The following is a 13,078-nucleotide window of genomic DNA, read 5'->3' as shown; positions in this document are numbered from 1 at the left end:
TGACAGGCTGGGCGAGGGGCGAAAGCACTCAGTAGGCAAATTTCTCGAACTCGATAATCGGGCTTTTCGGGTCACCCGAGGCGTAGCAAAGCGCGATGACTTCAGATTGATGCGAATCTGACATTTTAAGATGCGCATTTATTGCACTGCGGGTTTTATCCGCCGACATGAAGACAAAGGCTGGGTCAAATGGGACGAGGGTAACTGGACTGTTTAGCTGACTCTTCGGCGCCACGTCGAAACAGCCTTCGTAGGCGGCGGCAGGGTCACTCAACACACTTGTCTCGCGATTGGCTTCCGGGAGAGCCGGCCCGGATTGGTCAGTTGGCAAGGCTTCGTCATCTGTCGTGTCCTTTCCACTTGTTTCCGGAGTCTCTGGAACCGTTCCAGGTGCGCTTGCAGCGCCAGTCGGCGTAGCAGAGTTAGGCGCAGACGCGCTCGTAGAGGTAGTCGGCATCGGCTTGTAGTCGTCCGTGGCCCGAACAGCGCAGCCTACGAGTCCAATCACTATGCCTAGAACACAAAGGCAAGCCGCAAGAGGCCGATACATAGAGGCGTCCAATCATCACGTGCGCTCGTGGCGCATCTCTCGATGCGCTTGCCTGTAGCCTATTCAAGATTTCGTATCAAAACTTACAACCGGGGAAAGAGTGACGTTTTGTCAATAATCATTATTGAAATCAAGAAAAACTGGGTAAGCGAAAGTTGACCACCATAAGAAAGAGCGCGGCCTTAGCAATATTCGCCCTATTAGTTTCATTCCTAAGCCCCATGATTGCGGCCTCCGAGGCGGTTCACGCAGTAGACCAAGGGTGCGGGATAGCGTGCGAAGGCATTTCAACAAGTCCACAGGAGCTATCCCAGCAGTTGCTGCAGTTCGGTGCAGCGGGTCAGTTTGAGGCGACATCCAACACAGTCAAGAACGACATCCTCAACGAGGAAATTGCTCCGATAGCGCGCGGCGAGAACCGAGCTGATTGCGGCATCGATACGCGAATATTGCAATCACTGGTGGTCCTCGTCAAGCAATACGGATATCTGCGCGTATCTGAGCTGAATCGCAGATGCCCTTACATATCATCCGATGTCAGCTGTGCGGGCTCATCTTCCATGCACTGCGAAAGCACAGCCCGAGCGGTCGACCTTTGGAAGATTGGTGGAGTTCAGGTGGATGGCGGCGCCGAGACCGAACCTTATCTGGCTTTCCTCAACACCTTCATGCCTGCGGGAACCAACGCATTGCAAGGCCAATGCGGGCGCACGAACGACCCTGCCTGGACCAATCTTGTCATTGGCTACATCGACGACTGCACGCATCAGCACGTTGATCTGCGGAACGCGACGGGCGACCTGAATCTGGCATCAGCTCCGGTGGGCTTGCCCGGCGGAACCGTCGTCCAAGCCGTCGGCACCGCTGGCTCAGGCTGGCAAACACTTCCAACCCCGATAACCGTCAGTAGCGGACAAATCTCTACCGTCAATATGGGCGGTAGCTGGCCACAGATATGGGTGAATGAAGGTGGCACACTCGTCGAAATTTGGGGTGACTCCGCTGGTTGGCACAAGGTTCCCACCGGAATTCAGATCAACCCCTCCGCGACGATCTCCGCGATCAGGGCCGGCAACGAGCCAAATGCCCGAATTTATGTCAACGACAGCGGGTCCCTTCTTGAGGCATACGGCAACTCATCGGGCTGGCACCTTGGAAACACCGGTGTGCAGATTGAGTCGGGACAGATCTCTGCTGTATATACGGGAGGCACTTGGGGCCGAATCATGGTCAACGAGGACGGATTTCTCAAGGAGGTCTACGCCGACAGCTCCGGCTGGCACAAAGGAGACACAGGCATCGCCCTCGGCAACGCATATATCAGTGCTGTCAACCTGGGCGGAACCAGTTTGCAGGTAATGGCAAGCCAGGGTGGCTACCTCTATCAAATCGCGGGTTACGGTGGTGCGTGGCATAAAGACGCGACCGGACTCAACATCGGCACTGGATATATAAGTGCCGTCGACATGGGAGGCGGGTGGCCTCAGGTCGCCGTCAATGGCGGCGGTTACCTCCAGTTCGCCGTTGGAACGAACTCCGGGTGGCAGCTGCTAGGCACGGGCAAGCAGATCGGCCCAGGCCTCGTTCCTGCACTAAATATGCAGCCAGGCGTCACCACTAACAACTGGCCGTCGGTAATCACGCTCATGTAGGTGTTTTCCCGAGCTGGCTTTCTCCCAGACGAAGCTCCCTCGTCTGGGAGAAAGCCGAACTCTCAATCAATGCCAGATTGCTTCAGTCAGTATTCGTTGGTCTCACGCCGACCGCGGTAGCCGAGCCGATTCGCGTCACCGTTTGAGGAGTGGCAGAGGATGGCTCCGACCTCTTTTCTTTCTTGGCAATTCAGCGCAGGAACTTCTCCACCGAATTGGAAATCGCACCAGTGCGCCCCCGGAACGAGTCCCGATACCCAGCAGCCATCGCCGCCACGATCGCGCGCCGATTCGGGCTGAACGCAAGTCGCAGCACGTGCGCCTTCGTCTCTTCGACCAACCGGCGCAACACCCACGCCGGATCTTTCAGAAGGTACCGCCGGCTGAGGGTCGTGCCGTTGCGCGCGATGTAATAGACCCTCTTCGGCGAGTGGTAGTTGTAGCTGATCTCTCGACCGAACAGGCGCAGCGGCCGCCCGAACAGCCGCGCGGGGTCGCGCCGTCCGAGTTGGTGCCGGATGTCGCATCCGGCCCCTACGAGCACGTCAAAACCGGCGGCACGCGCCCTGGCCGTGTATTCGCTGTCGACGCCGTCGATCACGAGTCCCTCGTCGAGGTGACCGATCGCCTCGATCGTCTCTCGGGCGATGACGAAGCCCGACTGCATAGGATCGAAGGCGACGGCGAATCCGGCAACGTCTCCTCGCAGGCGCACAGCGCGCCCGCTGTATGACGAGGCGACGACGAACCCGACCCTGCGGCCCGCTGCCCGTGCCTCGCGGAAGGTGGCCAACGCACGGTCGGCGTATCCGTCGACCGGCACAGAATCCTGGTCGAAGGTCACAAAGAAATCGGGGTGCCAGCTCGCCTCGGCCGCGCGGATTCCGGCGTTCAGAGTCGCAGCGATGCCCGCGTTCTGTGGTCGGCGGATCACGCGAACGCCCGTGGCGTCGATAGCGTCGAGCCGGTCGGCGAACTCCGCGGGAGACCCGTCGTCGACGACCACGACGTGCTCGAACTGCTCGGTCAGAGATATCGCCGTGGACACCAGCTCCGCATCCGGACGATACGACGCCACGATCGCGACGACGCCGGATGCGCGTAGCTCAGAGGGCATGGTTCTCACCTTTCTCGCGGCGCAGCTCACGGAACGCAGGAATGGCGAGGGCCATGCAAAGCACCGCCTCGCTGAGAGCCATTCCGAGAGCGATCAGCGGAGCATGTCCAGAAAGCCCGGCCAGGAGCATGGCGGCGATGCCGAGCACTGCGGAGATCAGCGTCCAGCGCAGAATCAACCGCTGGCGTCCAGCAGGAATCAGAATATTGCGCATCAGAGGAGTGCCGGCCGACAGAAAGAAGAACGCGATGCCGTAGTAGAGGCAGACCTCGACGGTGGCGCTTGCCTGCCCCGCAAACAGGATCTCGCTAACCCATGGGCCGGCGAGAACGAGGATCACGAGGCCTGCGCCTCCGAGACCGATGTGCGACCAGAGGGCGAATGCGTGCCGTTGCCGCCTGTTGGCGATGCCAGGTTCGATGGTCCAGCTCTGGAACGCGTTGCCCAGAGCCACAACGGTGAACAGGCCGAAGCGGTAAAGGGTATCGGCCGTAGACAGGCTTCCGGATGCGAGTGGGCTGGTCGTCGCCGTCGCGATCGGCGCCGGGGTGGATGCGTACGCGCTTCCCGCCATACTGATGCCGGCGGTGTGACGCTGCGACCGCAGATCGCGGAGCGCCGCGCCGAGAGGTCTGGGGAGCCACACTCCCCCGGCAGAGAAGCGGCGGTGAAAGAGCACAAGGCTGATCACCGTGGCAGCAGCCAGCACGAGCGTGTAGCTCCACACCTGATGGGTTGCGAGCAGCAACGGAACGGCCACGAGGGTCGCCGCGAACCTCGGAATCGTGTCGTAGTAGGCGAGCAGCTTGGGCTGGCCAAGGCCGATGCAGAACCAGGCCGGCGACATGCCGACGAGCGCCGTCGCGAGTGTCATCGATACCGCTTCGACACGGAACTCCGGCACGGCCACGAACGCCGCGACAACTGATGCGATCGGCAGCGCGAACACCATCAGCACGATCCTCGTGCGAACGCTACGAAGGTAGACCGTCGCTCTCTCGTCGGGCGTGGTTGCGCGGGCGATGGCGACCGGCCCGTCGACGTTCCAGCCCCACATCAAAGCTGTCGCGGCGAACGTGCCGATGGCCTGCCCGGAGATCACGCTCGATACCCCGTCTCCCCCGACGATCGACGAGACGATGGGCAGCAGCAGAAACGGCGTGATGAGGGAGAGAAGAGGAAAGACGGTGAAGCCGGAGAGCCGAAGCAGAACAGTCTTCATCGGTGGAACGAGGTGACGGCCGCGATCACCCGGTCGACCTGCTCGTCGCTCATATCGGCCCAGAGCGGCAGACGCACCAGCCGCTCCGAGAAGCTCTGGCTCGACGTCAGTTCACGCAGCCGACGGCCGAAGCGCAGACCCGCGGGCGCCGAATCAAGAGGAATGTAGTGAAATGTGCCGACGACGCCCTGCGAACGCAGATGGGCGAGCAACGCGACCTGATAGTCGTGATCGGGGGCTTGCAGAAAGAACAGGTGAGCCGGGTGACGACGGTCGTCCGGCACATCCATCAGTCGCACTCTCTCGGCCTCAGCCCAGGCCGGGAGACGGTCTGCGTAGCTGTTCCAAATCGCGTGCCTTCTGGACTGGATGTGATCGAAGGACTCGAGTTGCGAGTCGAGCACCGCGGCGTTGTACTCGCTCATGAGATAGCTCGACCCGACGTCGACCCAGGTGTACTTGTCGACCTGGCCTCGCAGGAAGCGAGCACGATTCGTGCCTTTCTCCCGCACGATCTCGGCACGCTCGAGCATCGATGGATCGTTGATGAGGATCGCGCCGCCCTCGCCCGAGTGCACATTCTTGGTGTCGTGGAAACTCTGGATGGCGACCACACCGAATGTGCCCAACTGCCGCCCGCGGTACTCGCCACCCAAGCCGTGGGCGTTGTCTTCGATGATGGCGAGGCCGTGTTCTTCGGCTATGCGTCCGATCGACTCGAAGTCGACGGCCACTCCCCCGTAGCTGACCACAGAGATCGCCTTCGTGCGCGGCGTGATCGCCTCAGCGACCTGCTGCGGATCGATGTTGCCGTAGCGGAGGTCGACATCGACGAACACGCACGTCGCGCCAGTGAGCGCGATGGCGTTGGCCGCCGATGGAAACGTGAAACTCGGAAGGATCACCTCGTCGCCCGGCCCGAGGTCAAGCAGCCTGCTCGCGAGTTCGAGCGCGTGCGAGCCCGATGTGGTCAGCAGCGCGGCCGGAACTCCGGTGATATCGGTGAGACGCCGCGTAGCCGAACGAGTGAAGTCGCCGTCACCGTGAGCGTGATCGCCCTGCACCACACGAGCGAGATTCTCCATCTCTCGAGGCGCGTGAAACGGCTTCGAGAAGAGAATGTCTGCGGTCATCTGTCAGCGGGCGTCGAGCAGGGTATTGAGGTAGGCACCGTATCCGCTCTTGACGAGAGGCGCCGCGAGAGCTCGAAGCTGCTCGTCCGAGATCCACCCCGCGCGCCAGGCGATTTCCTCTATGCATCCGATCTTGAACCCCTGGCGGTCTTCGACCACGCGAACGAACTCGGTGGCCTGAACCATCGACTCGAACGTTCCCGTGTCGAGCCATGCCGTGCCACGATCGAGAACCTGAACCCGCAGGTTGCCCTGCTTGAGATAGCGCTCGTTGACCGTCGAGATCTCGAGTTCGCCGCGAGCACTCGGCTCGATGGTCTTCGCGATCTCGACCACGGAGTTGTCATAGAAGTAGAGGCCGGGCACGGCGTAGTTGCTCTTGGGCTCGACAGGCTTCTCCTCGATCGACACAGCCACGTTCGCGTCGTCGAACTCCACGACGCCGTAGGCGCGCGGATTGGCGACGTGGTAGGCGAAGATCAGGGCACCGTCGAAGTCGGTGTTGTTGCGCAGGCTCGAACCGAGGCCCGTGCCGTGAAAGATGTTGTCGCCGAGAACCAAAGCGACGCTCTCGTCGCCGATGAACTCTTCTCCGATGATAAACGCCTGGGCGAGACCGTCGGGCGACGGCTGAACCGCGTACTCGAGACGGATGCCCAGGTCGCTGCCGTCGCCGAGGAGCGATTTGAACTGCTCGTTGTACTCAGGCGTCGTGATGATGAGGATCTCGCTGATGCCCGCCATCATCAGGGTCGAGAGGGGGTAGTAGATCATGGGCTTGTCATAAATGGGCATCAACTGCTTGCTGATGCCCTTCGTGATGGGCCAGAGCCGGGTGCCGGAGCCGCCGGCGAGAATGATTCCGCGCATGGTCGAGAAGTCTACCGGGCGGGCTTTCAGGAAGCCTCATTTGGCACTGATAGGGTCGAACTCACGGACAGTTCGTCGTTTTGTTCGTTCCGCCCCGCGGCCAGTCCACCCGGTTTTCATAGACCTGCCGCAGGTCCCGAGCGGAATTCGAAGCTATGCGCGATCGTTCGGTGAGCTGCACTCTGCAGCGCACTCGGGAAGTATTTGGAGACTGATGACAACCCTCAGGGTGATCATTGATCAAATGGTGGCAACCGTACCGGGGGGAATCGGTCGCTATACAGAAGAACTGACACGTGAGTTGATCGCCACGAGACCGCGCGGCTGCGACGTCGAAGGCATCATCTCGAAAGTGCCGAACGAGGCCTACGACGAGACACTGGCCCGGCTGCCCGGGCTCGAGAAGCTCACGAGGCTGCCGCTGCCTCGGCGTGAACTCGCCCGCGCCTGGCAGCACGGCTTCTCAACGGGCGCAAAGGGCCGGGGCATGATTCACGCTCCGAGTCTGCTTGCACCGTTGCGCAAGATCGATCGAGTCAACTCGATCGGCGAACAGGTCGCCGTGACCATCCACGATGTCGTGCCGTGGACGCATCCGGAGACGCTCACCAAGCATGGGGTCGCATGGCACAAGGGGCTCGCCAAACGCGCGCGACGCTATGCCGACGCCATCGTCGTACCCACTCACGCTGTCGCGGCCGAGTTGAGAGAGTTCGTGAACTTCGGCGATCGCGTGCGCGTCATCGGCGGTGCGGTCAGCTCGAAACTCGTCGTTCCAGAGAACGCTGACGACCGCGCAGACGAGCTTGGCCTGCCTGCCGAATACATGCTCACCGTCGGCACTCTCGAACCTCGCAAGGGGCTGGCGCCGTTGATCGAGGCTCTTGCCCGGCCGGGGGTTCCCGACCTCCCGCTACTCATCGCAGGCCCCGACGGATGGGGCGACCTCAACGTGGCCCGCGTCGTCGCAGACGCCGGCCTACCGCCCGAACGTGTGCGCACGATGGGATTCGTCTCCGACTCCGACCTCGCGCTGCTGCTCGACCGAGCATCACTCTTCGTCTACCCGAGCCTCGCCGAAGGCTTCGGGCTACCCGTCATCGAGGCCATGAATTTCGGCACCCCGGTGATTCACTCCGACGTGCCGGCGCTTCTCGAGGTCACCGCCGGCGCGAGCGTGTCGGTCGAACGAGACGACGCTGCCGGTTACCCCGAGCGCATCGCTGCGGCGATCACCCGCGTTCTGGGCGACACCCAACTGTTCGAGCGGCTGTCAGTCGGCGGGTACGACAGATCTCGCGCCTTCAGTTGGCGCGATTCTGCAGAGAAAGTCTGGCAGCTCCACGCCGATCTGTAATCGTCGATGGGCGATAGGACGGCTGGGGTCAGACCGCGAGGTCTGTCACGCGAGGGCTACCGGGCCTGACCATCGAGGTACGGCGTTGCCGCTGCGGCCCCAGCACCACCACGGAAAATCCAGAACCGGTAGATGAAGTAGTTCCAGATCGTAATGGCGGCGGTGGCAACGACCTTGCCGAAGACGTAGTTGATGCCGGTCGACTCGACGAGATGGATGATGAGCAGAGTAGCTCCCCAGTTGAAGGTAACGAGGAGCGCATATTTCCACAGGCTGTGCCATGAAACTTTCGATTGCCTGAAAGTGAAAAACCTCTGCATCAGGTAGCTGGCCACAAGACCCGCTATCAGCGCGCAGGCTGTGGCCACGGGAAGAACCCAGCGAGCTACGTCTCGCAAAAAGACGAGCGTTCCCAGGTCTATTACAAAGGCCGTTCCCCCGACCATCCCATAGACGATGATGGACTTCAGATTCGATCTAGAGAAGATCAAGGCGCCAGACCCTTCGCCGGTCGCGTGGATAGTCCCACGGAACGGGTGGTCACCACCAGGGCGATGATCAGATACAGGGCCGCGACAAGAACGCAGACGACGAACCATCCAGTTGATGAGAAGAACGGCGGAATCCACCGCGGACCCTCGAAGAACGCGCTCCATTCCGGCGAAGAACCTACCACGTAGCGCTTCAGATTCGTCAGTAACGACGCGATCTGCGCGACCGTGGTCACGGACAGTACGACGACGACAAGGCGACGCGATTCCTTGGCAGGCAGCTCGGAGAAGCGGTTAGACGCGACGACTGCCGCCATGACTGCAAGCATCACGATCAGAGGCAACGTGTATCGGCCCTGCCAAACATATCCAGACACGGTTACAGTGGATGCCTGGATCAGGGGTGGCATGAACAAACAGGCTGCGAGCGCGACCCATAGTGCCGCCATCGCGCGGGACCGGGGCGAGAAGACGAGCGCATACGCGGTGATTGCCGCGAGAAGCACGTAATAGAGGACGAGGACCCACGCGGGGGCAGGCGAATCGAGCCAGCCGAAGACCCCCACCGCCATCCGGAGATAGTCGACGGTGTTCGAGAGCATAGTGGTGAACCCTTGCCCAAAGGTCGATCCGACCCCCGGGTATTCTCCGACCGCGGGAAGCGAATTCGTCTTGACTGTCCACACCAGCGCGAATACTGCAGCAACTGCGACCAGCCCGACAGATATGAGCATCGGAGGACGACTCATCCTCTTCACGAAGGGAAAAAACCCTACCGACACGGCGACGATCACGACTGCGAATCCGAGCCAGGCAGGCGCAAGGCCCCGTGAGTTCGCGAGCATCGCGCCCGAAAGGGCCAGGGAACCCGCGGTCCACCAGTCCCCTCGCCTCGATGGCGGACTCGTCGCCGCATACAGAAGCGCTGAGAAGAAGGCGCCCGTTGTGACTATCTCGAACGCGTTGGGGTTCACAGAGCCGCTCAGGAACAACGTGGTGGGCGTCATCACGACGATTCCTGCAAGCACGGGTAATGCGGGGCGGGCCAGTCGGGAAAGAAAAGTGACCATCATTGCGAGGAACAACGAACATACTGCCGCGCTGGCGAACCGCATGAAATACAGAGCGGACGGGCCCGCATCCAACAGCGAAGGCCATCCCACGAGTACGTAATACGTAGGGTTGTACAGCCCAGCCGAGGTCCGCGTCTCAACCATTTCTTTTGCAGAACCGAAGGATGGGAGACAGTCTCCCGTAGCGTCGGATTTGAAGGCGAGGCAGCTGACGTTGAGGGTGTTCGCGACCGTCTCGGGGACACTGACAATACGGTCCTGCGGACGCGGTCCCGGCTCACCGATGAGTTGCCCCCGAACGACGGAGGCAGCCTTGATATAGTGCGCCGGCTCATCCGGGCTCGCCCCGATCGGCGAGGTCGTCGCCCAGAGCACTGACATGGCACCGAAGGCCATCAACGACAGGATGAAGACAAACCACGGTCGTCGAGCGACCTCTTGAGCCTGCCGTGATGTCATGTCGTCCCCGCGTCCGTATCTATTTCTTCAGCCGAAGCCTCTGCGATACTACCCGCCGATTCGGGTTCGGTTCGTAAACGCTTGTGCACTCCGCGTATCGACCGGTGGACCCGGCGGCCCACCGTTCGTTCTGGTCGCCCTACTGGGCGGCCGTTTTCGACGAGCTGAGCACGAGCGCGTCCTTCACGGACTGCCTCACGGCATCCCAATCGGGATTCTCGGGGTCGACAGCCGGCGGAACGAGTTCGACGGAGTCGACGGGAAGATCCTTGGTCTTCAGAGCGAGGTCGAGGAAGTAGGCCAGTGTCGACTGCGGCACATCTGTCTTCACCACATCGGCACCGGCCTGGGCGATTCCCTGGAACTTGCTCAGCACGTTGGCCGGCTGGAACTGGGTCAGAATCGCTGTCTGCAGTTCGCGCTGGCGGCTCATGCGATCGTAGTCACTCGTCGTGTGGCGGGAGCGCGCGTACCAGAGGGCGGTCGTGCCATCCATGTGCTGCTCACCGGGCTCGATCCAGCCCTCGACCTCGTTGAGGTTCTCGTCACCACCAATGGGAAGCCGCTCGGTGACATTGATGTCGACACCGCCCAGGGCGTCGATGAGCTGGGCGAAGCCCTGCATGTCGATCAGCACGTAATACTGAATCTTGATGTCGAGAGCACCCTCGATCGCATCTTTCGTGGCCTCGATGCCCGCGTTCGACCCCTCTGCCTCGGCATTCGGGTAGAGGTCTTGGTCGTATGCCTCGACGCGCGGGTAGAGGAAGCTGATCTGGCAGTCGGAGCCACAGTCGTAGACGCCCGTGCCGTTCTCGTCGTAGTCAGAGCCGATGAGAGGCGAGCCCTCGGGAAATGGCACCTGCTGGAGATCGCGTGGGACGCCGATCATCGTGGCCCGACCAGTGTCGGCTTCGATGCTGACGACGGTCATGCTGTCGGGGCGCAGGCCGTCGCGATCCGCGCCGGCGTCGCCGCCGAGAAGAAGGATGTTGTACCGACCATCGACGGGAGGCGCTGCGGCCGCCTGCACCGCGAAGATCGAGGCGACCGTGTCACGAGTCACGTTCACGAGGTAGGCGCCGTAGCCAGCACCGCCCGCGAAGAGCACCAGGAGCACCGTGGTGAACCCGGCGATCCAGCCGCGAGCGTTCGGGCGCGTTCGAACAAGACGCACCAGTCGCAACGTATCGAGAGCAAGAACGACCCACAAAACGGCGTAGGCGATGAGAATGATCTGAACGGCCCACAGGCTCCACTCGTTCGTAAAGACCGAGAAGATCATCTGGGGCCAGATGAGATAGACGACGCCGGCCACGATCGCGAGCCCAACGAGCGCGAGCGTGCAGCTGAGTCCGAAGCGCCCGAGGCGCCGACTGCCGGCGAGCACCTGCGCGGATCCGGGAAGCACGAAGTTGAGCACGACCAGCACCCAGGCGCGGGCGGTCATCACTTTGGGAGAGGCCACATCCGGGTAGCGGATGGGAGCGTTGACTGTTGTCATAGGCGGGCTTGCAGGTCCTGGTTCTTCTGCTCGACAAGGGCGGTGAGCTCTTCGCGATAGTCGCCGAGCTTTCCCGCGAGCGTGTCGTCGAAGGTCGAGAGAATGCTCACGGCGATGAGCCCGGCATTCTTGGCACCACCGATCGACACGGTGGCGACGGGGATGCCGGCGGGCATCTGCACGATCGACAGCAGCGAATCGAGGCCGTCGAGACGGGCGAGGGGAACGGGAACGCCGACGACCGGAAGGGTCGTGACGGCGGCGATCATGCCCGGCAGATGAGCGGCGCCACCGGCACCGGCAATGATGACCTTGAGCCCGCGATCGCGCGCGGTTCGGCCATAGTCGATCATCTTCTCGGGGGTGCGGTGGGCCGAGACGACCTGCACCTCGTGGGCAATACCGAAGTCGGTGAGTACGGCGACGGCGTCGGCCATCACGGAGAAGTCAGAGTCTGACCCCATGACGACACCGACGAGAGGCATAGAAGCGGGCATTTGCCCATGGTAAACGTCAGTTCTGGAAGAAAGCCGCTGCGGCACGCGCCTCGAAGACAACCTGATCGAGGTCGTCGCCGCCGGCGGTGACGTGTCCGACCTTGCGACCGGGGCGTGGCGCCTTGCCGTAGTTGTGGAACTTCACTGTGGGCTGATCGGCGAAGGCCGACGCGTAGCGGTCGGCCAGCGTACCTTCGGTCGGCCCGCCGAGCACATTGACCATCACCGACCAGGTGTCACGGCATCCGGTCGCACCCAAGGGCAGGTCGAGGACGGCTCGCAGGTGCTGCTCGAATTGGCTCGTGGTCGACCCGTCAATCGACCAGTGCCCTGTGTTGTGCGGCCGCATCGCCAGCTCATTCACGAGGAGGCGCTCGTCGGTGGTCTCGAAAAATTCTACGGCGAACACTCCGGTCACGCCGACGCCCTCCGCGATGGTGGTGGCAATATCGGCGGCAACGTCGGCGACGCGGCCGGCGCTCCGCGGCGCGGGCGCGATAACCTCGGCGCAGACTCCGTCTCGCTGAACGGACTCGACCACGGGCCACAGTTGCATGTCTCCCGATGGTCGACGCGCGACCATCTGAGCGAGCTCGCGACTGAAGTCGACGCGCTCTTCGGCGAGCAGCGCTCCCCCGTTGCCGTCTTCGGCGAGCGCGAGAAACCAGTCGGCGACCTCGTCGGCATGCGACACGACACGCACGCCCTTGCCGTCGTAGCCACCGCGCGGCGTCTTCACGACAGCATGGCCGCCATTGTCTGAAATGAACGCGGCGAGCTCATCGGCGTTCGACACAGCGGCCCAGACGGGAACAGGCACGCCGAGCTGCTCGAGCTTCTCGCGCATCAGAATCTTGTCCTGCGCGTACAGCAGCGCATCCGGCCCCGGGCGCACGTCATGACCCGCCTCGACGAGCGCGCGCAGGACGGCCTGCGGCACGTGCTCGTGGTCGAAGGTGATCACATCGACGGTCTGGGCGAAAGCCAGAACCGTGTCTCGGTCGAGATAGTCGCCCACCTGGGTCGCCGCGAGCGCGGCCGATGACCCGACGTTCTCGGCCAGCACCTTGAGGTCTATGCCGAGATTCACCGCCGCTGGAATCATCATTCGAGCCAGTTGACCGCCACCGATGACACCTACGCGATATTCCAC

Annotated in this window: 12 protein-coding genes; 2 read left to right on the top strand and 10 right to left on the bottom strand. The window is 62.2% G+C overall.

Going from position 1 to position 13,078, the window contains the following annotated elements:
- Positions 1 to 28 precede the first annotated feature (28 nt).
- Positions 29 to 274 (bottom strand): hypothetical protein, encoded by a 246-nt coding sequence (locus tag TZ00_RS19685; RefSeq protein ID WP_139368663.1) that lies wholly within the window; start codon positions 272 to 274, stop codon positions 29 to 31.
- 593 nt (positions 275 to 867) lie between these two features.
- Between TZ00_RS19685 and TZ00_RS11510 the strand changes: the two genes are divergently transcribed.
- Entirely contained in the window at positions 868 to 2,202 is a 1,335-nt protein-coding gene (locus TZ00_RS11510; RefSeq protein ID WP_152631174.1) for a hypothetical protein, read from the top strand.
- A gap of 190 nt (positions 2,203 to 2,392) precedes the next feature.
- Here the strand turns inward: TZ00_RS11510 and TZ00_RS11505 are convergent, their stop codons facing one another.
- From TZ00_RS11505 to rfbA, 4 genes are read right to left on the bottom strand one after another with little or no spacing between them, the layout of a single operon-like run.
- Positions 2,393 to 3,319, bottom strand: coding sequence for a glycosyltransferase (locus TZ00_RS11505; protein WP_044441832.1), 927 nt, complete (start codon positions 3,317 to 3,319; stop codon positions 2,393 to 2,395).
- Entirely contained in the window at positions 3,309 to 4,541 is a 1,233-nt protein-coding gene (locus TZ00_RS11500) for a polysaccharide biosynthesis protein (protein WP_044441830.1), read from the bottom strand. Before TZ00_RS11500 ends, TZ00_RS11505 begins: the two co-directional genes overlap by 11 nt.
- Positions 4,538 to 5,674: a dTDP-4-amino-4,6-dideoxygalactose transaminase gene (rffA, locus tag TZ00_RS11495; protein ID WP_044441828.1), complete on the bottom strand. Its 1,137-nt coding sequence runs from the start codon at positions 5,672 to 5,674 to the stop codon at positions 4,538 to 4,540. Before rffA ends, TZ00_RS11500 begins: the two co-directional genes overlap by 4 nt.
- 3 nt (positions 5,675 to 5,677) lie before the next feature.
- Complete coding sequence (rfbA, locus tag TZ00_RS11490; protein WP_044441826.1) at positions 5,678 to 6,544, bottom strand: glucose-1-phosphate thymidylyltransferase RfbA; 867 nt, start codon at positions 6,542 to 6,544, stop codon at positions 5,678 to 5,680.
- A 244-nt stretch (positions 6,545 to 6,788) separates the two neighbouring features.
- Here rfbA and TZ00_RS11485 point away from each other — a divergent pair, with 244 nt between their 5' ends.
- Entirely contained in the window at positions 6,789 to 7,901 is a 1,113-nt protein-coding gene (locus TZ00_RS11485; RefSeq protein ID WP_338010791.1) for a glycosyltransferase family 4 protein, read from the top strand.
- Between the two features lie 56 nt (positions 7,902 to 7,957).
- Here TZ00_RS11485 and TZ00_RS11480 read toward each other — a convergent pair whose 3' ends face one another.
- The 5 genes from TZ00_RS11480 to TZ00_RS11460 all read right to left on the bottom strand — a co-directional run bounded on the left by TZ00_RS11480 (position 7,958) and on the right by TZ00_RS11460 (position 13,078).
- Complete coding sequence (locus TZ00_RS11480) at positions 7,958 to 8,392, bottom strand: GtrA family protein (RefSeq protein ID WP_044441823.1); 435 nt, start codon at positions 8,390 to 8,392, stop codon at positions 7,958 to 7,960.
- Positions 8,389 to 9,846, bottom strand: coding sequence for a DUF2142 domain-containing protein (locus tag TZ00_RS11475; RefSeq protein WP_238579674.1), 1,458 nt, complete (start codon positions 9,844 to 9,846; stop codon positions 8,389 to 8,391). The genes TZ00_RS11480 and TZ00_RS11475 overlap by 4 nt, the downstream gene beginning before the upstream one ends.
- A 217-nt stretch (positions 9,847 to 10,063) precedes the next feature.
- Positions 10,064 to 11,428, bottom strand: a complete 1,365-nt coding sequence (locus TZ00_RS11470) for an LCP family protein (protein ID WP_044441822.1) — start codon at positions 11,426 to 11,428, stop codon at positions 10,064 to 10,066.
- Positions 11,425 to 11,925, bottom strand: coding sequence for a 5-(carboxyamino)imidazole ribonucleotide mutase (gene purE, locus TZ00_RS11465; protein WP_044441821.1), 501 nt, complete (start codon positions 11,923 to 11,925; stop codon positions 11,425 to 11,427). Before purE ends, TZ00_RS11470 begins: the two co-directional genes overlap by 4 nt.
- A 16-nt stretch (positions 11,926 to 11,941) precedes the next feature.
- Positions 11,942 to 13,078: a 5-(carboxyamino)imidazole ribonucleotide synthase gene (locus TZ00_RS11460; RefSeq protein ID WP_152631173.1), complete on the bottom strand. Its 1,137-nt coding sequence runs from the start codon at positions 13,076 to 13,078 to the stop codon at positions 11,942 to 11,944.

Origin of the sequence: Agreia bicolorata, from assembly GCF_000938265.1 — a bacterium.
GTDB lineage: Bacteria > Actinomycetota > Actinomycetes > Actinomycetales > Microbacteriaceae > Agreia > Agreia bicolorata.
This window is presented reverse-complemented; position numbering and strand designations above follow the sequence as displayed.